Annotated in this window: 17 protein-coding genes; 6 read left to right on the top strand and 11 right to left on the bottom strand. The window is 57.2% G+C overall.

Annotated features, from left to right (window positions below):
• Positions 1-15: 15 nt before the first annotated feature.
• From METAL_RS17400 to groES, 3 genes are all read right to left on the bottom strand, one after another.
• The gene (locus METAL_RS17400; protein ID WP_005374460.1) at positions 16-1,917 is read right to left on the bottom strand and encodes a bifunctional diguanylate cyclase/phosphodiesterase; all 1,902 of its coding nucleotides are present in this window, start codon (positions 1,915-1,917) and stop codon (positions 16-18) included.
• Between the two features lie 322 nt (positions 1,918-2,239).
• Positions 2,240-3,898, bottom strand: coding sequence for a chaperonin GroEL (groL, locus tag METAL_RS17390; RefSeq protein ID WP_005374459.1), 1,659 nt, complete (start codon positions 3,896-3,898; stop codon positions 2,240-2,242).
• 51 nt (positions 3,899-3,949) lie between these two features.
• Positions 3,950-4,237: a co-chaperone GroES gene (gene groES, locus METAL_RS17385; RefSeq protein ID WP_005374457.1), complete on the bottom strand. Its 288-nt coding sequence runs from the start codon at positions 4,235-4,237 to the stop codon at positions 3,950-3,952.
• A 134-nt stretch (positions 4,238-4,371) separates the two neighbouring features.
• Here groES and METAL_RS17380 point away from each other — a divergent pair, with 134 nt between their 5' ends.
• From METAL_RS17380 to METAL_RS17370, 3 genes are all read left to right on the top strand, one after another.
• The gene (locus METAL_RS17380) at positions 4,372-5,127 is read left to right on the top strand and encodes a HesA/MoeB/ThiF family protein (RefSeq protein ID WP_005374456.1); all 756 of its coding nucleotides are present in this window, start codon (positions 4,372-4,374) and stop codon (positions 5,125-5,127) included.
• 739 nt (positions 5,128-5,866) lie between these two features.
• Positions 5,867-8,713: a PAS domain-containing hybrid sensor histidine kinase/response regulator gene (locus tag METAL_RS17375; RefSeq protein ID WP_051040416.1), complete on the top strand. Its 2,847-nt coding sequence runs from the start codon at positions 5,867-5,869 to the stop codon at positions 8,711-8,713.
• Positions 8,703-9,932, top strand: coding sequence for an EAL domain-containing response regulator (locus METAL_RS17370; RefSeq protein ID WP_005374452.1), 1,230 nt, complete (start codon positions 8,703-8,705; stop codon positions 9,930-9,932). The genes METAL_RS17375 and METAL_RS17370 overlap by 11 nt, the downstream gene beginning before the upstream one ends.
• A gap of 162 nt (positions 9,933-10,094) precedes the next feature.
• Here the strand turns inward: METAL_RS17370 and METAL_RS17365 are convergent, their stop codons facing one another.
• Positions 10,095-10,301, bottom strand: a complete 207-nt coding sequence (locus METAL_RS17365; protein ID WP_005374450.1) for a hypothetical protein — start codon at positions 10,299-10,301, stop codon at positions 10,095-10,097.
• 356 nt (positions 10,302-10,657) lie between these two features.
• On the opposite strand from METAL_RS17365, the gene pqqA reads away from it, so the two are divergent.
• From pqqA to pqqC, 3 genes are all read left to right on the top strand, one after another.
• Complete coding sequence (gene pqqA, locus METAL_RS21205; protein WP_006892363.1) at positions 10,658-10,732, top strand: pyrroloquinoline quinone precursor peptide PqqA; 75 nt, start codon at positions 10,658-10,660, stop codon at positions 10,730-10,732.
• A gap of 116 nt (positions 10,733-10,848) precedes the next feature.
• On the top strand, positions 10,849-11,760 hold the full coding sequence (pqqB, locus tag METAL_RS17360) for a pyrroloquinoline quinone biosynthesis protein PqqB (protein ID WP_005374449.1): 912 nt from the start codon (positions 10,849-10,851) through the stop codon (positions 11,758-11,760).
• Between the two features lie 10 nt (positions 11,761-11,770).
• On the top strand, positions 11,771-12,502 hold the full coding sequence (gene pqqC / locus METAL_RS17355) for a pyrroloquinoline-quinone synthase PqqC (RefSeq protein ID WP_031430012.1): 732 nt from the start codon (positions 11,771-11,773) through the stop codon (positions 12,500-12,502).
• A 56-nt stretch (positions 12,503-12,558) separates the two neighbouring features.
• Here pqqC and corA read toward each other — a convergent pair whose 3' ends face one another.
• The 7 genes from corA to METAL_RS17320 all read right to left on the bottom strand — a co-directional run bounded on the left by corA (position 12,559) and on the right by METAL_RS17320 (position 22,965).
• Positions 12,559-13,527, bottom strand: a complete 969-nt coding sequence (gene corA, locus METAL_RS17350; protein WP_031430010.1) for a magnesium/cobalt transporter CorA — start codon at positions 13,525-13,527, stop codon at positions 12,559-12,561.
• Between the two features lie 180 nt (positions 13,528-13,707).
• Positions 13,708-16,362: a cation-translocating P-type ATPase gene (locus METAL_RS17345; protein ID WP_031430008.1), complete on the bottom strand. Its 2,655-nt coding sequence runs from the start codon at positions 16,360-16,362 to the stop codon at positions 13,708-13,710.
• Between the two features lie 162 nt (positions 16,363-16,524).
• Positions 16,525-17,967: a hybrid sensor histidine kinase/response regulator gene (locus METAL_RS17340; protein WP_005374432.1), complete on the bottom strand. Its 1,443-nt coding sequence runs from the start codon at positions 17,965-17,967 to the stop codon at positions 16,525-16,527.
• Between the two features lie 15 nt (positions 17,968-17,982).
• Positions 17,983-18,345: a response regulator gene (locus METAL_RS17335; RefSeq protein ID WP_005374430.1), complete on the bottom strand. Its 363-nt coding sequence runs from the start codon at positions 18,343-18,345 to the stop codon at positions 17,983-17,985.
• An 8-nt stretch (positions 18,346-18,353) separates the two neighbouring features.
• On the bottom strand, positions 18,354-20,285 hold the full coding sequence (locus METAL_RS17330) for a sensor histidine kinase (protein ID WP_005374428.1): 1,932 nt from the start codon (positions 20,283-20,285) through the stop codon (positions 18,354-18,356).
• A gap of 18 nt (positions 20,286-20,303) precedes the next feature.
• Positions 20,304-21,161 (bottom strand): response regulator, encoded by an 858-nt coding sequence (locus METAL_RS17325; RefSeq protein ID WP_005374426.1) that lies wholly within the window; start codon positions 21,159-21,161, stop codon positions 20,304-20,306.
• 10 nt (positions 21,162-21,171) lie between these two features.
• Entirely contained in the window at positions 21,172-22,965 is a 1,794-nt protein-coding gene (locus METAL_RS17320; protein ID WP_005374425.1) for a hydrogenase maturation protein, read from the bottom strand.
• Positions 22,966-23,028 lie beyond the last annotated feature (63 nt).

Here is a 23,028-nt window from a genome sequence, read left to right as displayed (position 1 = left end):
TTCTGTAGCGCATCATCAGCGGCTTGCGCCGTCGAGCCCGATACTCTTGACGATATCGAAATCGACATCCGCGCGGACGTTTTCGGCAAGGATGGAAATGTCCAGCAATTCGCCGATTTCTTTGACGGTCTGTAAGAACGAGATTTTTTCCTCATTGCCTTGTAAGCCGTTGCTCAACTCCTGGCTGAGGCGGACGAAATCCGGCTTTAACATTTTGAGCTGATTGAGCGACAGCGAATGGCTGTCGAAGCGTTTAAGGATGACGCGTACGCCGGAAGCATGTAAAAAATCAATGAATTCATGATAGGCTTCGAAATTCTTGGCTACCGCATAGGCAGAAGAGCAAATGATCAATCGGGCGGCGGCAGAAGTATTCTGTTTCAGGAGATTTGAGAACCATGTCCTGAAACCGCTGTTTTTGATCGTTCGTGTCGAAATATTGATGGCGATATGCTGCGCGGAAGAGGTATTGTTTAAATGCGCGACGACTTTCTCGATCATGCCGCAATCCAGGGCGACGATCTTTTCATATTTTTCGGCAATCGAAACGAATACCCCGACCGGCAGAGGGACGCCTTGCTTGTCGAAGACCTGAATAAAAGCTTCCTCCATTAAAATCCGGTTATCGGCGATATGAATTATCGGGCCGATAAACTGAATTTTATAGAAATTCCGATCGACGATGTCGAATACCAGCGCTTTCCATTCGGTGACATCCTTTGCCTGTTCGCCGCCTGTTCTGATGTAATAGCTGTTAGGGCCGATCACGACAGCCTGTTCATAGGCCTCGTGGGCGGCGGGCAATATTGTTTCGGGAGAGCTTAACGGGTCGACAGCCACTACGCCGATATGGCCGATGTCGTTTTTCTGATGGACGCGGCCTAATTCGGTCAAGGCAAGGCTCAAGGATTTTGCCAGTTTTTCGGCTTCAGGCCACTGGAGATTGCGAGCCAGTACAGCGAATTCCGCGCCATAGAAATGATAGACGGTGGCTTCGGCCGAAAAGATTTCCGAGGTTTGCTTCAATTGCGAAGCGCAGCTTTGCAGAAAAGCATCGATCGCTTCGCTGTCGCGTTCTTTGACAAGGCTTGCCAAGCTGTCGGTTTTGACCAGAAAAAGAAAACCGTCGGTATTTTCCAGATAAAGCTGTTTCAGGTCGGAATCGAAAGTACTTTTATTGTAAAGGCCGGTCAAGCTGTCGAGCTGCAGTTTACGGCCCAGAGAAGACAGTTTGTCGTTCAGGTTCGCCATCACGCCGCTTAATTTGCGCGACATGAGATTCATCGAGTTTGCGACATTGTTAACTTCGATGGTCCAGGGTAAGCGAGTGATGGTTTCGAACTGGCCTTCGGCAATTTTCAAAGCAAGATCGTTGATGTGCTTGAGCGGTTTCAGCGTGAAGCGCAGCGCGAAAATCAACAGGCACACCGATAACAGGAACGAAACCAAAGAATAACAGAACGCACTTTGGGCTTGCTGATAAAGCTTCAAATAGGCGTAGCCGGGGTTGACCGTGACATAAACGGTGCCGCCGGGCGTCCACCCCGCGCTGATTTCGCTTTCCGCGGTTGCAGGTTCCATCGGCAGCAAATTCACGAACCAGTGCGGCACTTCATCGAAAACCTGGTTATTGCTTAATTTGACTAACGTTTTGTTTTCAGCATTATCCAGCTTGATCTCTTTGTAATAGCCCATGTCAAATATGGCGCTGATCATTGTTTTCAGGATCGGGTCGGATTCGTTGACAATATGGGGACTTAAGGAGAGCCCCAGCGAGGTCGCGGTATCCTGCGCATGGACTTGCGATTCTACTTGCAGATAACTCCTGATATTGTGGATGCTGATGACATAATTGACGATGAATATCGCTAAAAACAGCGCTGAAATCAGGAGTAACAGTTGCTTGGATAATGTCATGAAATGAGTCTGCCAACGATGAACAAGATAAAAGGCTCGAAACAGAAATCTTTATTCAACCAAGTTTAGACTATAGATTTCAAAACCGGAAAACCGGAAAACCGGAAAACCGGAAAACCGGAAAACCGGCAAGCGGCAAGCGGCAAGCGGCAAGCGGCAAGCGGCAAGCGGCAAGCGGCAAGCGGCAAGCGGAAAAACTCTGCCGGCAAAATCCGCTGTATCGCTTGTTTGGCAGAGACGATAAAGAAAAAAGCCCCGGCTGAATTCACATTCAGCCGGGGCTCTGGATTTAAAGCGAAAAGGCTTTATTCATGCAGGGCAACTACATCATGCCGCCCATACCGCCCATGCCGCCCATTCCACCCATGCCGCCCATATCCGGCATGCCGCCGGCTTTATTGTCGGCTGGCGCATCGGCGATCATCACTTCGGTGGTCAGCATCAGGCCGGCAACCGAAGCCGCGTTTTGCAGCGCGGTGCGGGTAACTTTCGCAGGGTCCAAAATACCCATTTCGATCATGTCGCCGTATTGGCCGGTTGCTGCATTGTAGCCGAAGCTGCCGGAGCCTTTCTTGACTTCGTTGAAAATGACAGAAGGTTCGTCGCCGGCGTTCGCAACGATCTGCCGCAGAGGCTCTTCGATTGCGCGGCGCAGAATGTTGATGCCGACCGTTTGGTCATGGTTCGCACCTTCCAGATTTTCCAGGGCGGAAATCGTACGGACCAGCGCAGTGCCGCCGCCGGCAACGACACCTTCTTCAACCGCCGCGCGGGTGGAATGCAGCGCGTCTTCGACGCGGGCTTTCTTTTCCTTCATTTCGATTTCAGTCGCCGCGCCGACCTTGATCACCGCAACGCCGCCTGCCAGTTTGGCCAGACGCTCCTGCAGTTTTTCCTTGTCATAGTCGGAAGTCGCTTCCTCGGCTTGCGCACGGATTTGCGCAACGCGGCCCTTGATTTTTTCTTCGGAGCCGGCGCCGTCGATGATGGTGGTGTTCTCTTTGGAAACCTGAACTTTCTTCGCCGTACCCAGCATCGACAGTTCGGCTTTTTCGAGTGACAGGCCGACTTCTTCTGCGATTACGGTGCCGCCGGTCAGTACCGCGATGTCTTCCAGCATCGCTTTACGGCGATCGCCGAAACCGGGCGCCTTAACCGCCGCGACCTTGACGATGCCACGGATCGTGTTCACGACCAGCGTCGCCAGCGCTTCGCCTTCCACGTCTTCGGCGATGATCAGCAGCGGACGGCCTTGCTTGGCCACCGCTTCCAGGATCGGCAGCATTTCGCGGATATTGGAGATCTTCTTTTCGTAGATCAGGATCAGCGGATCGTCCAGCTCGACGCTCATGCTGTCTTGCTTGTTGATGAAGTAAGGGGACAGATAGCCGCGGTCGAACTGCATGCCTTCGACGACATCCAGCTGGTTGTCGAGGCCGGAACCTTCTTCGACGGTAATCACGCCTTCCTTGCCGACTTTTTCCATCGCTTCGGCGATGATGTTGCCGACCGACTCGTCCGAGTTGGCGGAGATCGTGCCGACCTGCGCGATCGCCTTGTTGTCGGTGCATGGGGTTGCAGAAGCCACGATCGCATCGACCGCTTTGGTGACGGCCAGATCGATGCCGCGCTTCAGGTCCATCGGGTTCATGCCGGCCGCAACCGCTTTCAAACCTTCGTTGACGATCGCCTGCGCCAGCACGGTCGCGGTGGTGGTGCCGTCTCCGGCCACGTCGGAGGTGTGGGAGGCCACTTCCTTGACCATTTGCGCGCCCATGTTTTCGAATTTGTCTTTCAATTCGATTTCTTTTGCAACGGATACGCCGTCTTTAGTGATGGTCGGTGCGCCGAAACTTTTGTCCAGAATCGCGTTGCGGCCTTTGGGACCCAGGGTAACCTTGACGGCGTTTGCCAGGATATTGACGCCTTTCGCCATCCGGCTGCGTGCGTCATCGCCAAAATATACGTCTTTTGCTGCCATTTTAATTCCTAATCCAATGTGTTGATGGTTGTGATTGCGTGAGGGGGAGGCTTAGCCCAACACACCCATGATGTCGTCTTCGCGCATCACGATAAGTTCTTCGCCGTCGATCTTGACTTCATTGCCGGAATATTTGCCGAACAAGACTTTGTCGCCGACCTTGACTTCCAGCGGACGCATTTCACCATTGTCGAGCACTTTGCCGGTGCCGACCGCCAGGATGACGCCCTGGCTTGGTTTTTCGGCGGCAGAACCCGGCAGCACGATACCGCCTGCGGTTTTGGTTTCTTCTTCAACGCGTTTGACTATCACTCTGTCGTGTAACGGACGTATTTTCATCAATCTCTCCTGAAAAAATTAAAGGTAAAAAATTATTAGCACTCGCGTTTAATGAGTGCTAATAATAAACGGGTTTTGCAGTCTGTCAAGTTCTTTGGCATCATCCTCGCCACTTTAGCCAATTCAAATGACTCATGAATGACAACCAACTTTTGCGTTACAGCCGCCAAATCATGCTGCCTCAGATCGATGTCGAAGGTCAGCAGAAACTGCTTGCCGCCAAGGTGCTGATCGTCGGCGCCGGCGGGCTCGGCTCGCCCGCTGCGATTTATCTGGCGGCGGCGGGTGTCGGTCATCTGGCGATTTTCGATCACGACGATGTCGACTTGTCCAATCTGCAAAGGCAAATTGCGCATTACACCGACGATATAGGGACCGCGAAAGTCATTTCAACCCGGCAGACTTTGAGCCGCCTGAATCCCGATGTGGATGTCCGGGTGGTCAAGCGGCGGATCGCCGGTGAGGAACTGGCCGCAGAAGTCGAAGCGGCCGATGTGGTGCTCGACTGCAGCGACAATTTCGCGACGCGCTTTGCGATCAATCGGGCATGCGTCGAACACCGAACGCCGCTGGTGTCGGGAGCCGCAATCCGTTTTGAGGGGCAGGTCGCGGTATTTACGCCGGGCAAAGGAGACAGCCCCTGTTATAACTGCCTCTATCGGATGGACGGCGACGAACCGCTCAATTGCGCGACGAACGGCGTCATAGCGCCGGTGACGGGAATCATCGGCGCCATCCAGGCGATGGAGGCGATGAAGTTGATCACAGGCATTGGCGAAACATTGACCGGGCGGCTGCTCTTGCTGGACGGGCTGACGATGGAGTTCGACACGATGCGGTTCAGGAAAAATCCGAAATGTCCCGCATGCGGCAGAGTCGCTTCGAGTTGATATTTTTTTGAACGATGCGGACAGGTTTCGTGGGGGCGAGACTAACGCGGAAAGACCGGAGATGTTCGAATTCGCTGGTCGAACGAGGGGGAGGGAAACCGTGCGTTTACCGGCTTTTTTCGGCGCTGCAAAAAAGACGGCTTGACACGGTATTGAGCATGAGATACTAATAGAACTAGCGACTTGATTGACTCTACGCCGAAAAGAGGCGGCGGGGCAGCGCCGGGGAAATTTGGACGCGCCTTCATTGTCCGTGATGATTTTTAAAGCAAAGACGCTCGGTAAAAGGCCGGGATAAAAGAAAAATGTTTAAACGGAGTCGCCCGCATTCCGGCGACAGACAAGACGGAATTCTCGTGGCAGTTCCGAGCCTCTGCTCCGCGATTGAAGATATTTCCGGATGAATGTAAGGCGTTAAGGCGAAGTTTTTGCCGGCCGCTCTCATACGCTTGTAAATACCAGGGTTCCGGTATGATCTCATCTGGATGATTATTTTTGAAAATCGGCGGCAGGTCTGCCTGACGCCTCTGTTTCGATGATAGAGTTTCCTCATCGCTTTCGTTTGGTTTTCCCGATTCATGCCGGGCATTCGCCCACCGGGGGCGCATATGATTGTAGAAGGTACTGGGAGTCCGTTGTCAGGATTCGGTTTGCGGAGCCGGTGCTCATGATTAAGGCCGGGGACGTAGAGCCTTCGAGTCGACGAAGCCCCAAGGCGGTGCAGGAACCGGATTTTCGAGTGCTCTTCGAATCCCTGCCGGGCTTGTATCTTGTGCTGAATTACGATTTCAATATCGTTGCGGTCAGTGATGACTATGCGCGCGCCACCATGACCCGCCGGGAAGAAATTATCGGCTGCGGCATTTTCGACGTTTTTCCCGATAATCCTAACGATCCGTCCGCCGATGGCGTGCGCAATCTTCAGGCTTCCTTGCTATCCGTGCGGCATACCGGAAAAGCCCATGCGATGGCCATTCAAAAATACGACATTCGCAAGCCGGAAGCGGAAGGCGGCGAGTTCGAGGAACGTTACTGGAGTCCGCTGAACTCTCCCGTTTTCGATGCCGATGGCACGCTTGCCTATATCATTCACCGGGTCGAAGATGTGACCGAGTTTGTCCGGCTGAAGCAGCAAGGCATTGAACAAAGCGAGCTCACCGAAGAGCTGCGCGAGCGGATGAAAAAGATGGAGGCTGAAGTCTACCTGCGTGCGCAGGAGACGGCCAGGGCGAACGAAAGCCTGCGCATCAGCGAGGAAAACCTCTTGGTTACCTTGAACTCGATCGGCGACGCCGTATTGACGACCGATGCGGCGGGGCGGGTGACGCGTCTGAATCCGAGAGCCGAACGGCTGACGGGCTGGCAGCGCAGGGAAGCCATAGGCCGTCCGGTTGCCGAGATCTTTCATATCGTCAATCAGGAAACGCGCCAGCGGATGGCGATTCCGGTCATCGAAGTCCTGGCGAGAAGGGCGGTTCGGGGGCTGGCGAATCATACGGTGCTGATTGCCCGTGACGGTACCGAGCGTTCGATTGCCGACAATTGTGCGCCGATCCGCAGCCGGGACGGCGAGGTCATCGGTGCCGTGCTGGTTTTCCGCGACATCACTGAAGAATATGCTACGCAGAAGGCCTTGCGCGACAGCGCTATCCATATTCAGACTATTCTCAACAATATGGCCGACGGCATCATTACGATCGATGAAAAGGGCATCCTCGAAACGGCAAATCCCGCCGTCGAGCGTATCTTCGGATATGCGCGTGACGAACTCATCGGACGAAACATCAAAATGTTGATGTCGCCGTCCTACCATGACGAATACGACAGCTATGTGCAGCGTTATCTCGCTACCGGCGATGCGCGTATCATCGAGCGAGTCCGCGAGATCCAAGGGCGCCGTAAAAATGGCGACATCTTTCCGCTCGACCTGAAAGTCAGCGAAATGTGGCTGGATGTCGGGCGCCGGCTCATCGGCATCGTGCGCGACATTACCCAACGCAAAGAAACCGAAGCGTTGCTGCAGCAGGCAAAGGAAAAGGCCGAATTCGCCAATCGCGCGAAAGATTCGTTCCTGGCAACCATGAGCCATGAGATCCGTACCCCCCTCAGTGGCCTGTTGGGCATGCTGGAGCTGCTCGCCCTCACGCCTCTCGACAAGGAGCAGAAAAAAACCTTGCAGTCGGCCCGCGATTCCGGGTACAGCCTGCTGCGGATTTTGAGCGACATTCTCGACTGGTCGAAAATCGAAGCCGGCAAGCTCGGACTCTCGGTACAGGCGACTTCAATCGCTCAGCTCGTGCAGGATGTGGTGAATACCTATGCGCATGTCGCCAGCGCGAAGAAACTGATCCTGCAGCATGACGTCGATGAGCTGATCGGCCAGGCACATCTTGTCGATTCCCTCAGGCTTTCGCAGATCCTGAACAATCTCGTCAGTAATGCGATCAAGTTCACTCCGGCGGGCTCGGTTCAAATACGCGCCGAATTGCTCGAACCATTCGACGGCGCTCAAAAAATACGCTTTTCGGTCAGGGATACTGGCATCGGCCTCGATCAGGCGCAAAAAGCTTGCCTGTTCCAGCTTTATGCGCAGGCTGCCGAGAATACGGCCCGGATGTACGGCGGCACCGGACTGGGGCTGGCGATCTGTAAGCGCCTCGCCGAAATGATGAACGCCCGTCTCGATCTGGAAAGCGAGCCGGGACAAGGCTCGACTTTCAGCCTGACGCTGATCCTGCCTTTGACCGAGAATCTGCCGGTGCAGCAACTCGCCCGGGATGCCGGGCGAGTTGTTGTCGAACCACTGGCTGCGGATGCTGCCAGTGCCCCGGTCGTGCTGGCCGTCGATGATCATCCCGTCAATCTTGCGCTCCTGGTGCGGCAGATCGAAATTTTGGGATTGCGCGCCGAAGCGGCTCAAGATGGAGAAGCGGCTTTGGCGATTTGGCGGAGCCGGCGGATCGACGCTATCGTCACCGATTGCCATATGCCGAACATGGACGGCTATGAACTTGCCCGTGCCGTTCGTAAGGCCGAGTTTCGGGAGGCGCGCCCGCCAATACCGATCGTAGCCTGTACGGCAAACGCTCTTGGCGAGGAGAACGAACGCTGCCGTGCCGCCGGCATGGATGAAGTCATGGTCAAGCCGACCAATCTGCGTGTGTTACGGGAGATGCTCTTGCGGAGGCTTCAATGGCATGGCATGGACGAGGCGGCGGCTTCTTTTGAAGACGCCCCGCGAGAGGACGATGCGCCTGTCGATTTTTCCGCGCTTGCCGATACCGTCCCGGATAAGGCGGGGCAGATTGCGCTGCTGCGCAAATTCCAGCTTCATCAGCGCCATGACCGCGAACAATTGCAGAAGCGCTTCGAGGAACGGGATATGGCCGGCGTGGCGCTCATGGCGCACCGTATCAAAGGCGCCAGTAAAATGGTGGGCGCGCGCGAACTCGCGAATGCCTGTGCAGCCATCGAGCAAGCCGCGAAGCGGAACGATTTCGATGCCGCAGGTCTCGGCATTCAAATCCTGGCCGATGCGGCGCGCAAGTTTGAAAGTTATGTCTCTGGATTGTCCGATGCCGAATGAACATATTTTGAGGAAAGCCGATGAGGCCGGAGAATTGCATTTTCTCGTCGTTGAGGATGATGACTTTCAACGCGAAACGCTGGCCGACATGCTGTTGTCCATGGGGGCGAAGTCGGTGCGGCAGGCGGGAGACGGTAAACAGGCGCTGGAGATATTGCAGGCGCAATCCGCGCCTGCGGTCGACATTGTGCTCAGCGACCTGGAAATGCCGGAAATGGATGGGATGGAATATTTCCGGCACATGGGGAGTTATTACGCCGATATTTCACTGATCATCATGAGTGCTCTGGATGCTGCCTTAATCGCTTCGGTGGAAGCAATGGCGCGGGCCTACGGAATCCGATTGCTGGGCGCGATCGAAAAACCCGTAACCCGGTCCCGCCTGCAAACGCTGATAGCCCGGCATGAAGCCGTCTGGCCGAAGCAGGAGAGGATAGCCTCTTTGCCGGCAAACTTTTCTCTGGAAGAAATTCTGGCCGGTTTGGAGAAAGATCAGTTCGAGCCGTTTTTCCAGCCGAAAGTGGACGTCGTTTACGGGCAAATCAAAGGTGTGGAAGCATTGGCCCGATGGATCCATCCGGAGCATGGCGTGATCGGGCCCCATGCGTTTATCGAAGTACTCGAACGTAACGGCAAGCTCGATGGCTTGACCTTCACCATCCTGAAAAAAGCCGCGTTCGCCTGCCGGCGGCTGCATGAAAGCGGCCGGAAGCTGAGCATGGCGGTCAATATTTCCCTGACTTCGCTGACCGATACGACGCTGGCGAACCGGATTACGCAGGTCATGCACGATGCGGCTGTCGATCCCCGTTACTTTATTCTGGAGGTGACCGAAACCGCGGCCATGACCGACGTGGCCCACGCGCTGGAAAATCTGGCGCGGCTGCGCATGCGCGGGTTCGGGCTGTCGATAGACGATTACGGCACCGGTTATTCGAGCATGCAGCAGATTTCGCGCATCGCTTTCAGCGAGCTGAAAATCGACCAAACCTTCGTGAAGGGCTTTTCCGATAATGAGTCGCTGCGCATCATGGTGCAGTCGAGCATCGATCTGGCGCACAAGCTCCGCATCAAATGTACCGCCGAAGGCGTCGAGGCCGAGCAGGACTGGCGCGCGCTCAAAGCGGTGAGGTGCGATCTGGCGCAAGGCTATTTTATCGCCAAGCCGATGAGCCTGGAGTCCTTGCTCGAGTTCTGCGAAAGCTTCGCGATTTCCTGAGTTGGAATGACGAGGGGCCCTGCCGGGCGCTTCGCTCCGGCCTGCTCGATGGAATTTGCCGGGGAATGCGGGAAAACGCCGCCGGGTAGCGAAACCCGGCGGGTCTGGTTCGCAAGCAGGTTGTTGCGTCTTGTTGAAAATGCCGGTGGGCGATGGCGGCTGTTATTTGCCGCTGACAAGGCCTTTGATCAGGCCGATGATCTTTTCGGCAAAATCGTTGATCACCGACGGGCTATCGCCATGCGGTTCGGTTTCGCCGAAAGGTTTCGCCTGGGTTTGCGAAAATTTATAGATAAAATAGCCGAGCGGCGCAAACGCGCCCGCCGCGAGTACCAGCATGACCAGAAAAAGTTCGGTAACTTCACCCATATCGCCTCCTCATGAATTTTTTTAGTTATATTCGAAAATCAGGTGAAAAAAGATCATACCCTTTTCCGTATTAAAAAAACACCCGTAAGTCCACTCTTTCTGTGCGGTTTTGGCGCCTTCATTTTCCAAGGCGCAACTCGGCGGCGGGCAAAAAACCGAAGGAACTTAGTCGCCTTTTCGCGCGTCTTCTCAAGAGCTTGACAAAATGGCCGGGAAAATCGAGCGAAAGACTTGAAACGATCGGCGTCCGGGACCGGGCAATAAGGTTGCGTTGATCTGGAGATTCGTCGTATACTTCGGCTTGGCTTACTTGATCAAGCTGGCATAAACACAAATAACTTCTGGAGGTTACTGCTATGAAATGGGAAACACCAAGCTATACCGATCTGCGTTTCGGTTTTGAAGTCACCATGTATATCTACAACCGTTAATCGGCTGTTAGAACTGGTCAAAAAAGGGGATCGCAAGGTCCCCTTTTTTTTGCCTGACGATCGGGATTCCCTTATAGTATGAGCATTTTCACGCAAGAGCAGGATCATCTTACCTCATGAAAATCAGAGTTCTCGGCGCCGGAGCCGGCGGCGGTTTTCCGCAATGGAATTGCAACTGCAACAATTGCCGGAGGATCCGGCGCGGCGAAATGAACGGCAAGGCCCGCACCCAGTCCTCGATTGCAGTCGGTACCGACAACCGTAACTGGCTGCTGATCAATGCCTCGCCGGATATTCGCGCGCAACTCGAAGCGTTTCCGGCGATTCAGCCGCAACAAGGCGTCCGCGATACGGGCATCAAGGCGATTCTGCTGATCGACAGCCAGATCGACCATACCACGGGCCTTCTGATGCTGCGCGAAGGCAAGCCGCTGGACATCTATTGCACCGAGATGGTCCGTCAGGACCTGACCACCGGTTTTCCGGTGTTCAACATGCTTTCGCATTATTGCACGGTCAATCACCATCCGGTGCCGACCGACGGCGGCAGCTTCACGATTCCAGGCATCGACGATCTGCGCTTTTACACGCAGGCTTTGAAAAGCAAGGCGCCGCCTTATTCGCCGCACCGTTACGACCCGCACGAGGGCGACAACATCGGCCTGATCGTCGAGCAAATTTCGACCGGCAAAAAACTGTTTTATTCGCCGGGCCTCGGCGAAATCGAACCGCATGTACTGGAAGCGATGCAGGCGGCCGCCTGCGTGATGGTCGACGGCACCTTCTGGACCGACGACGAGATGTGCGCGCAGCGGATCAGCCACAAAAGGGCGCGGGAGATCGGCCACTTGCCGCAGTCCGGCGAAGGCGGCATGATCGAAGTGCTGAACGGCATCGGCGAGGCCCGCAAGATTTTGATCCATATCAACAATACCAATCCGATTCTGGACGAGGATTCGGAACAGCGCAAAATTCTCGATGCGAACGGCATCGAGGTCGCGTATGACGGGTTGGAAATCGATCTATAACGGAGACGACATGAGCCAGAACGACAAGCAGCCCTGGAGCCGGCAGGCATTCGAAGCCGAATTGCGCGGCATGGAAAAGTACTACCACATCCATCACCCGTACCATGTCCTGATGAACGAAGGCAAGCTGACCCGCGAGCAGATCCAGGGCTGGGTCGCGAACCGCTATTATTACCAGGTCTCTATTCCGCTGAAGGACGCGAACATTCTGGCTAACTGTCCGGACCGCGAAACGCGCGCCAAATGGATTCAGCGCATTCTCGACCACGACGGCCACCCGGGCGACCCGGGAGGCATCGAAGCCTGGATCCAGCTCGGCCTTGCGGTCGGCCTGACGCGCGAGGACATCGTTTCGGAAAAGTATGTGCTGCCCGGCGTGCGTTTTGCGGTCGATGCCTATGTCAATTTTGCGCGCCATGCGGAATGGCACGAAGCGGCCAGTTCCTCGCTGACCGAACTGTTCGCGCCGAAGATTCATCAGCAGCGCCTCGACAACTGGCCGGAGCATTATCCCTGGGTCGAAAAGGAAGGCTACATCTACTTCCGCAAGCGCCTGACCGAAGCCCGCCGCGATGTCGAACACGGCCTCGAAATTACGCTGGACTGGTACAAAACCCGCGAACAGCAGGAGCGGATGATCAAGATTCTGCAATTCAAATTGGACGTGTTGTGGACGATGGCCGATTCGATGTATATGGCTTACATCCACAAAATGCCGCCGTATTTCAATATCCAGCCCTAATATCGTTCGCCGTCCTTAATTCGAGGACGGATCGATTTTTGCAGGCGGCGGCAATTTTACAGCCAGCCGATGCTTTTGAGGCGGCGGTACAGCCAGATGCAGCCGATCACCACGACGCCGAGCGTGGCGGGATAGGCAAACTCCCAGCCGAGTTCGGGCATGTGCCTGAAATTCATCCCGTACAGGCTGAACACCATCGTCGGCACCGCCAGAATCGCACCCCAGCCGGCCAGCCGTTTGACCACTTCGTTCTGGCGCACCGTCGCCATCGTCAGATAGACCTGCATCGCATCGTTCAGCATTTCGCGCATGCCGTCGGCGGCGTGCTGAATACGCAGTGCGTGGTCGCGAATATCGCGAAAATAAAAGCGCGTATCTTTCGGGATAATATGGGTGTGAAAACGCATCAATTCGCTGCAGATATCCAGCCAGGGCAAGGTCGCGGAACGGAGCAGCAGCAGGTCGCGTTTGAGATCGAAAAGCTGTGAACAGGTTTCGTCGCGGTAAGCCTTGTTGAAAATGCCCACTTCCAGTTGCTCCAGTCTTTCTTCCAGGCCTTCCATCACCGGCAGGTAATGGTCGACGATGAAGTCCATCAGCGCATACAGCGCAAAACCCGGTCCTTTGGCCAGTTTTTCGGGCAGATTTTCGCAGCGTTCTCGTACTTTCGCATAACTCAGGGTAGAAGAGTGGCGCACCGAAACCAGGAAACGCGTCCCGATAAAGAAATGGGTTTCTCCCAACGCCAACCGACCCTCCTCGTTGAGTTGAGCGGTCTGTACGACCAGGAACAGGGAATCGCCGTATTCTTCCAGCTTCGGGCGCTGGTGCGCGGTACAGGCATCCTCGATGGCCAGTTCGTGCAGCCCGAATTCTTCCTGGATCTTCAGCAGCAAGGCTTTGTCCGGTTCGCGAAGTCCCGCCCAGACGAAAGTTCCTTCTTCGGCCAGGACATTGCTGATCTCTTCGAGGCTGATCGTGCCGATCCGCGCACCGTATTTATAGGCGACACAGTTCATGATCATCGACGCATCTTCATATTCGGAATATGCCGGAGTTATAGGCGGGTTTGGCATAGCATCAGTACCTGTTAATGAATGATTCGCATGATGATAACGTGGTTGGGCCAACATTAGAATTCCGCGTCTGCGTCGGCAGGTCATGCCGAACGATTCTCGACGGTGGAAGTGTTCCGGCCGAAGCCGTCAAACTTCCAGTCCGTGCCATCCATGCCGGCCCAGCCATTTACGCGCTTCGTCAAGCGCCAAAATGATGAAGGGGGCCGGCGCGATCCATAGCCAATAGGCAAGGGCGATCGGTGCGGTATTGAAAAAGAGCTGCGCCTCGGGCAAATAGACAATCGCCAGGATAAACGCCAATTCGAAGAGGATGCCGCAGATGATCCAGGGATTGAGGCGCGTCAGGGAGCCGAGAGCACTTTGGCGGCTGGTGCGGCAAGCCATGACGTTGCCGATCTGGCAGAAGATGATCGTGGTCAGAAATGCGCCGGAGGCCTGCAAATACAGCGGGTCGTTTTCCGCGATCACCTTGCCGAAACTCCATCCGCCGTCGAACAGGAGAGTGAAAAATACCACGAACGCCAGCAGGGCCTGGGCGGATCCGATGATGGCATAGCTGCGGATGAAGGTCCTCAGGCTGACCAGCGGTTCGTTGCCGCGTCTGGGCGGCTGATGCATGATGTCGCTTTCCGGGGGCTCGTTGCCGAGGCCGATCGCCGGCAGCATGTCGGTGATCAGGTCGATGCTGAGGATCTGGATCACCGTAATCGGGAGCGGAATCGGAAACAACACGTAAGCGATGTACGGCACGACTTCCGGAATGTTGCTCGCCAGGATATAGGTGATGAATTTCTTGATGTTTTCATACACGGTACGCCCTTCCTCGACGGCCTTGACGATGGTTGCGAAGTTATCGTCGAGCAGAATGATATCCGAGGCTTCCTTGGCGACATCGGTGCCCTTTTTGCCCATGGCGACCCCGATATCGGCACGTTTCAGCGCCGGAGAATCGTTTACGCCGTCCCCGGTCATCGCCACGACTTCTCCCATGGCTTTCAGCGCGTCGACAATGGCGAGTTTTTGTTCCGGCGCGGTGCGCGCAAACACCACTTGTTCGTTCCGCAGCGCCTCCAGCAAATCATCCGGGGACATTCCGGCGAGCCGGTTCCCCGTAATGATGCTCGGGTTGTCGACGATGCCCAGACGTTTGGCGATATAGGCTACCGTTTCGCCCGAATCGCCGCTGATCACGATGATCCGGATGCCGGCGGTGCGGCAGGCGGCAACCGCATTCGGCACTTCCGGGCGGGGCGGATCGACCAGCCCGGCCAACCCGACGAACACCAGATTTTCGGGGACGTCTTCGGGGTGTTCGACAACCGCGTAAGCGAACGCCAATACGCGCAGCCCGAGTCCGGCATATTCGTCCGCTTTCGCCGTTAATCCGCGTTTGGCCTCGGCGCGCAGCGGGTGGACGAGTCCCTCGCTGTAGATCTGCGTACAGCGTTCGAGAATGACTTCCGGAGCGCCTTTGGCGGTGAGCAGCAACGCTTTCCGCGAGGTCGAATACGTGGCCGTCATGAATTTCAGGGCCGCATCGAAAGGCCGGCTGTGCCGGAGACGGTAGCGGCCGCGAATCGCGCCGTAGCCGTGTTGGCGGTCGACGAAACTCGCCAGCGCAATTTCGGTCGGATCGCCGGTGAACGTCGGCTTGCCCTCTTCGTCGAGCGTTATGACGGTCTCGTTGCATAGCGCCATGATTTCCTGCATCGTCCACGCCGTGCGGTAGCGCAGCCGGCCGTTTACCGTATCGGCATCGTAATCTTCGAAATCCATATACAGTTTTTCGACGTGCAGGCGGTTCTGCGTCAGCGTGCCGGTCTTGTCGGTGCAGATGACCGACGTGCTGCCCAGCGTTTCGACCGACAGGATGTCTTTGACGACCGCGTTGCGTTTCGCCATTCGCAGCGAGGCTTGCGTCAAGGCCAGCGTGACGGTCGGCAGCAGTCCCTCCGGGACGTTCGCCACGATAATGCCGATCGCGAAAACCAGGTTGGTCCAGAAGCTGTCTCCGATCAGGAAACCGATACCGAAAAATACGCCGCCGAAGGTGATTGCCAAATAGGTGATCTTACGCACAAAATTGCGTAATTCCTTTTGCATGGGCGTCAGATCGGCCTGTACGCGTTGAGACAATTCGGAAATGCCGCCGATTCGGGTGTTGCGACCGGTATTCACAACCAGAATGCGGGCATGGCCTTTGATGACCGTGGCTCCGGACCAGGCGCAATGTTCGGCTTCGATCCTGTCTTCACCGGCCTGTTTTTCGACGCTGAGCGATTCGCCGCTGAGAAGCGACTCATCGACCCGCAGTTGGGCCGATTCCAGGATCGCGCCGTCAGCGGAAATTTTGTCGCCTTCCTGAACCAGCAGGATATCGCCGGGCACCAGTTCTTTTGCATCCCGCAGCACGGATTTGCCGTCGCGCAGAACGTTGACCGATTTGGGAATGTAATCGAGAAATGACAGCATCAGTTTCTCGACCTTGTAATTTTGCAGGAACGACATGACCGCATTGAGCAGTACGACGCCGCTCAGGGCCCAGCCGATCAGGTTATAGCCTTCCCCGGGATTTAAGCCGTCGGCCCAGAACGCCAGCAGCGCCGCAGTCAGCAGCAAGAGCGGGAACAGCGCTTTGAATTCATTGAAGAATAACAGCCAGGGCGAGCGGGTGCGGTGGAAGACGATTTGATTTTCGCCGTAACGGCTTAGCCTTGACCGGGCCTTTTCGGAGGTCAGTCCTTGCGGAGAGGTTTTGAGGGTTTCCAGGAGTTTCGGCAATCGTTCCCCTTGAAAACAGAAGGCTTTGGGAGGATTTTTCGGGGAGTGGGACATGGATGGCCGTTTTTCAAGTGTCTTTAATTCATTTCATGACGCTATTTTAACGGTTCCCGAGGCGGGTTTATGTGATTTCGCCGTTCATCGGCATGAACCTCCCGCGCCTTACTGCTTTGGAAACGTGACAGTGAAGCAGGTTCCTTTATGAGGTTCGGAATCGACGGATATCTTGCCCCGCAACGCCATCGTGACCATATTCTTCACGATCGCAAGCCCCAGACCGGTACCGCCCCGCCCGCGTCCTGTCGTAAAGAAAGGATCGAATATTTTGGTAAGATGTCCGCTGTCGATGCCGGTACCGAAATCGCGCACGCTCAGCGTGAAGACCGGTGTACGCCGTTCTTCGTCCATGCCGTCCTTCACGGTAATCTCCACCCTGCCTCCGCCTCCGTCCGGATAAGCGTAGCGTTCGATATTCTGTAGAAAATTCAGCAGGATTTGTCTGAGATAGCCCGGATAACCGCGCCATTCCGGCGCCTGACGGATTCCGGAAACATCGAGCGAAATTTCGAGCTTGGCTTCCCGCGCACTGAGTTTGAAAAGGTCGACCGCATCCTGTACCGTTTCCGGCAGATTGACCGTTTCCTGCTGTTCGACCATCTGATCGACCGCGATTTTTTTGAAGTTTTCGATCAGCCGGTGCGTGTGGTCGACATGTTTGCCCATCAGGGCGGCCGCCTCCAGGATGTCTTCCAGCGATTCGGCGTGTTCCGTGCCGATCGAGGCGGCAATGGCCGGCTGCGACAGGCGGTTCTGGATCACGCTGAGCGCGGTCCGTACGATTCCGAGCGGCGTATTGATTTCGTGCGCGATGCCGGCCACCGCCTGGGTCAGGGCCCGGTGGCGGTCCAGGGCGGCCTCCGCCAGCATGGCTTGGCTCAGAAGATGCATTTCCTGATCGCGCAGCCGTTTCTTTTCGAGGCTTGCGCCGATGCGGGCATGCAGCAAGGTCGAATTGAACGGTTTGGGCAGATAGTCCTCCGCGCCCAGTTCGATGCCCCGGATTACCTGGTTCATTTCGGTACAGGCCGAAATCAGGATGACCGGAAGGGTGGCCAGCGTTTTATCCGCCTTGAGTCTGGCCAGGACGGTGATGCCGTCCATTTCAGGCATGATCACGTCGAGCAGGATCAGGTCGAAGCTTTCATCGGCCAGGCGCGCCAGCGCGTTGGCGCCGTTGTCGGCGGTTGCGATCCGGTAACCCCGGGAATGCAGGAGCCGTGACAGATGGGCGCGGTTATCGGGGTCGTCGTCGACCACCAGAATCCGGCTGCCTTCGGTCTTGCCGGCGTCGGCAGGCACGTGATTCCTGCTGGTTGCGCATATGGGCAAAAAGTCTTCCTCGCAACCGGCATCGGCGGCAAGCCGGCCGGAAAAGGCGCCTTTTAGATGTTGGGCCACGCCTTGCGCCGCGCAGCGGATGACGGCGAGATCGTCGCATTGCTTCTGCCGGCTTTCGGCGGCCGCTTCTTCGATCAGCATCTCGGCATAGCCGATGATCCGGTTCAGGGCATTGAGCAGCTCATGGCGGAGCTTGGGGTCGATCATCGTCGTCTTCTTCCGTTAGCCTGCAAACCGGCCGATTTTGGCGAGCAGCCGCACGAGGTCGATCGGTTTGGTATCGTAGTCGTCGCAGCCGGCCGCCAGGGCCTTTTGCCGGTCGTCGTCCATCGCGTGCGCGGTCAGCGCGATGACCGGGATATGCCGGGTCAGGGGATCGGCCTTGATCAGCGAGGTTGCTTTCCAGCCGTCCATCACCGGCAGACTCATGTCCATCAGGATCAGGTCGGGCTCGCAGGCTTTGGCGATTGCCACACTGTCCTCGCCGTTGACCGCAATCAGGATTTCGAAACCGTGCTTGCCGAGCCGCCTTGAGAGCATGTCGCGGTTCAGTTCGTTGTCCTCGACGAGCAGGATTTTGGCCATTTTTCCCCTCAGCGGCCGATGGCCAGCGGCAGTTTGACGACAAACAGCGAGCCCGCTCCCGGTTTGCTGTCGACGCTGATCGTGCCGCCCATCATTTCGCAGAATTTTTTCGTGATCGTGAGGCCCAGGCCGGTGCCGCCGTACTGGCGCGTGGTCGAATTGTCGGCCTGGGTGAAAGGGGCGAAAACCTTGTCGACCTGGTCCCGGCTCATGCCGATGCCGGTGTCCCGCACCGCAAAAACGATCCAGTCTTTCTCCGGTTCGGCGCTGTCCACCGCCACGCTGAAGTCGATTTTGCCCGCATGGGTGAATTTCCCCGCATTGCTGAGCAGATTCAGCAGGATCTGCCGCAATTTGATCAAATCGGTCTGCAGGGGCGCCATGTTATCGGGGCAGCGGATGCTCAGCGTGTTAGTGTTTTTGTCGATGATCGGGCGCACGGTGCTCGCGACTTCGTCGAGCACCGAAGGCAGATGGATTTCTTCGAGGCAGAGCTCCATCTTGCCGGCTTCGATCTTGGACAGGTCGAGGATTTCGTTGATGATGGCCAGCAAATGCACTGCCGAAGCATGGATTTTCAACAGGTCGCCGGCAAACAGCTCATGCCCGGCTTCTTCGAGCAGCATCTCGCTGTAGCCGATGATCGCGTTCATCGGCGTCCTGAGCTCGTGCGACATGTTGGCCAGAAAGGCGCTTTTGGCGTTGTTGGCTTCTTCGGCGACCGCGCGCGCCTTTTGCGCTTCCTCGATCGCTCTGGACAATTCGATCTCGGTCTGCTTCAGTTCGGTGATGTCCGTGCGTATGGCGACCGTGCCGGTATTCCAGACCCGCCGCTCGCTGACCCGCATCCAGCGGTCGCCCCTGAAATGCTCGACGAAGTTCTCGCGCGGCGTGCGGTGCCGCGCCATCCGTTCGGCCAGCCATGACGCCTCCTCCCCTTCGGCGACTACAATCAGGCCGGCCCGGACCGCGCCGCGCATGATCGCCTCGAATGTCATGCCCGGCGCAATCGGTACTCCGAAATTCATGATTTCGCGGTAGCGCTGGTTGCATTCGACCAGGCGGTCTTCCGTGTCGAACAGGCAAAATCCGTCCGGTATGCTTTCGATCGCCTCCCGCATCCGGAAGCGGCTGACCGCTTCCTCGAACGTCGCCTGCTGGATCCGGCGGTCGACGATCGTGATGAAGATCGCCAGCGACGCGATCAGCACCGAGGTGAACGACACCCAGAATACCAGGGCGGGCGTGTTCAAGGCGCTCGCCGTTCCGGCCGGCGCGCCGTCGCCGGCGAAAAAGTAAGTCGCCGCCATGCCCGAATAATGCATCCCGGAAACGGCGAAGCCCAGTACCAGCGCGGCGCCGATCTTGGCCCCCAGGGTATGCCGTCCTTTGGGATTACGCTCCACGATAAAATCGATCGACAGCGCCACGCCGGACAGCACCACGGCCGTCAGCACCGAAAGCGCGGCCAGCCGGGGTTCGAACAGCATGACCAATCGGCGGGAAATCCCCTGCATCGCGGCCATGCCGATGTAATGCATCGCGCCGATGCCCAGCCCCATCAACAGGCTGGCCAGCAGGATCAATTTGCTGATTTTCGGACGGCTGATCACTTCCAGCATCACTCCGCTGGAAAGCACCACCGGCGCGGTGGACAGGATCGTGATCTTTACGTCGTAGCTGATCGCCATCGGCAGCTTCAGCGCCAGCATCGCGATGAAGTGCATCGCCCAGACGCCGCCGCCCATGGTCAGCGAGCCGGCCAGCAGCCAGATGCGGTGTTTGTGGCGGGAATCGGCGGCGCGGATGCGGCCGGCGACGCTCAACGCCGCATAGGAGGCCAAGCCGGCGATCGCGATCGACAAGACGACCAGACCGTAGTCGTAATGGCTCTCCAGCGCCCCGTGCAGATCCCTGCCGTCGTAGAAATAATGCGGCATCACGGCCGGCCCGGACGGTCAGTACGCCAGGACGTCGGCCCGGCTTTGCCGCCAGAGCACCGCGAGCTGTTTCACGAAACCGTGCATCAGGCTTACGATCAGTTCGGGCGGCGCAAACCGGCTTCTGAACAAAAACGCGACCTGCGCCTGCCGGGCGCCGCCGCGGACTTCGATCAGCCAGTAGCCCTGGTCGTCCCGGACATAGCGGTCGCCGGCCGGATTCAGCGGCATGCCTTCGGCGCCGCCGAGCCGCGCCAGCAGTTGCAGGCCGCGGTCCGCGTCGATCTCGTCGGCGAACAGCACTTCGCCGTCGATGATCAGCCAGCGCGGCGTTTCGGCCTGTTCCGGACTCAGGCCGCCGATCGGCGAGAGCGCGTAGAGCAGTTTCCGGCGCGAGCCGGCCGCTTCGGTCAAATTATTCGCCAGCTCGATGGTGGCCAGCGCCATGCCGTAAGCGAGATACTGGCGAATGCTGCTTTTGATCAGCGAGTAAAGTTTGTCTTCGGTGGCTTCGACCTTGGTGAAATAACCGTTGATTTCGTAACGGTCGATCACCTCGCGTTCCGGCGCGATGCCCGGCTGGCCGGTGCGGATATAGATTTGCGTCAGCTTATTGCCGAGGCTGTTGCGGATGTAATCGCACAGCTCGAGCCCGGCGCGTTCGGTTTCCATCACCACGTCGAGCAGGGCGACGGCTAGCGAGCAGCCGACTTCGACGTCGTCGTTGATCAGCCAAAGCGCTTCCTGTTTGCTGCGCGCGGTATAGATTTTCAGCGGCAGGCCGTAGACCTCGAAATTTTTCATCGCGAGGCGCGAAATCGCCAGCACGTCGGGCTCGTCGTCCACCAACAGTACCGGCCAGTGTTTGAAAAACATGGCGCCCTCCTCAATAAGCCAGGGGTTGTCTCAATTCGCTGAGTTTGGCCGCATCGAGCCGCATGTGCTTGGCCAGATAGGCGGCCGTCTCCTTCGGCCTCACCTTGTGCACGAAGTTGTACCGCGCTTCGTGATAATTGACTTCGCCGCCGTAAAACTTGCCGGAAAAGTTGATTTTCATTTTTTGCAGTTCGGCGGCGCGGTAGGCGCTGAGCGGCTTGACGCGCTCGTCTTTCTGGCGAAGCTCGCGTTTTTCTTCGAGCAGGCGCGAAAAGAGCGGCTCCTTCGCCAGGGCTTCCGCTTTTTGCCGCACCTGCTCCCAATATTCGTCGTAATGGTCGGACAGAATCTCGTCGATAAAGCCGATCGCCTTGGCCTTTTTGGTGCCGATCGGCAGCGGCGTTTCGGTCAGTTCCAGCGCCTTGACCGGGCCTACCCGCTTCGGCAGCGAATAGGTCCAGTATTCGGAGCCGTACAGGCCCATCGTCTTGTAATGCGGATTGAAGATCACGCCTTCGCGCGCCCAGACCTTGTCGGCGGCCAGGATCGCCATCGCCCCGCCTGCGCCGCAGCCGCCCCAGACCGCGGACACGGTCAGCTTGCCGTCCGTGGTCAGGACTTCGTGGACGAAATCGTTGATCGCGTTGATGTTGCGCCAGGATTCGTTGGCGGGGTTCTCGGCCGCCTCGATCACGTTCAGATGGATGCCGTTCGACCAGAAATCGCTGCCGCCGGCCAAAACCAGGACCCGGGTCGGCCGCGCGATTGCCAGCCGGTAGGATTCGAGCAGGCGGCGGCACTGCAGGGTGCTCATTGCGCCGTTATGGAAATCGAAATGAAGATAACCGACCCGATCTTTTTCCTCGTACCAGATTTCCTTGAAAGTCGGCTCCGTGCCGACGAACAGGGGATCGATCGGCGATTCGGGCGTGTCGGTCAGCACGCTGCCCAACACTTTCGCGGCAGGCAGCTTGAAATCGCAATGCTTGTCGTGCGACAAAAAGCGCTTGTAGAAAGGGACTTTGACGATGTGCTTGCGCTTCAGGTGCGTAATCCAGACCGCGCCGTCGATTGCGGCCCGGCAGACCGCGCCGTGGCGCTGGGCGATGATTGCGCCCGGCTGCCAGCCCCGCAGCAGGCTTTCTTCGTGTGCGCCGAACAGGTAGTATTCCTTGCCGTCGATCACGTCGAGCACGCCGGGGGCGCTGTCGGCGGCGTTGATTTTTTTGATGATCGCCGCAACGGTATCGTGTTCCCAGTCGATTCGGCGTTCCTGCTGTTTCATCGGGGGGCGCAATTGGCCGAGTACGTCCGGCTTCGAGTAATCGAGCGGTTCGGGGCGGTAGCTGCCGGATTCGATGCGCCGGACGGCCAGCAGCATGGCCTTGACGGCGGCCCGGGTGACTTCGCGCCGGTAAATCCCCGCCTTGCTGGCCTGGCGCATCTGGAACGTTTCGGTGGCCCAGATATCGCCGGCGTCCATTTCCTCGACCGCCTGCAGCACGGTGACGCCCCATTCCGCTTCCCCGTTCATGATCGCCCAATCCAGCGACGAAGGGCCGCGGTCGCCCTGGATGCCCGGATGGATGATCAGGCACAGGTGTTTGCTCCAGACGTCTTCCGGGATTTTTTCCTTCAGGAACGGGCAGATGATCAGGTCGGGCTGGAAAAAGGTCACCCCTTTGCGGATGTCGTCGGGGCTCAGCGCTAGCGTGATCGAGAGATCGTGGCCCAGCGCCTCCAGCTCCACATGCGCGCGCTGGCACAAGCCGTTGTAGGATGACGAAATCAGTAAAATTCGCATGATGGCTCCTCCTCCTTATTGTTTTTGTGCATGTGCCGGGCCGGCCTCGGCTGGTTCGGCCCG

It is taken from the genome of Methylomicrobium album BG8, assembly GCF_000214275.2.
Lineage (GTDB): Bacteria > Pseudomonadota > Gammaproteobacteria > Methylococcales > Methylomonadaceae > Methylomicrobium > Methylomicrobium agile.
Note: the sequence above shows the minus strand (reverse complement) of the source record. Positions and strands in the feature narration are given on the sequence as shown.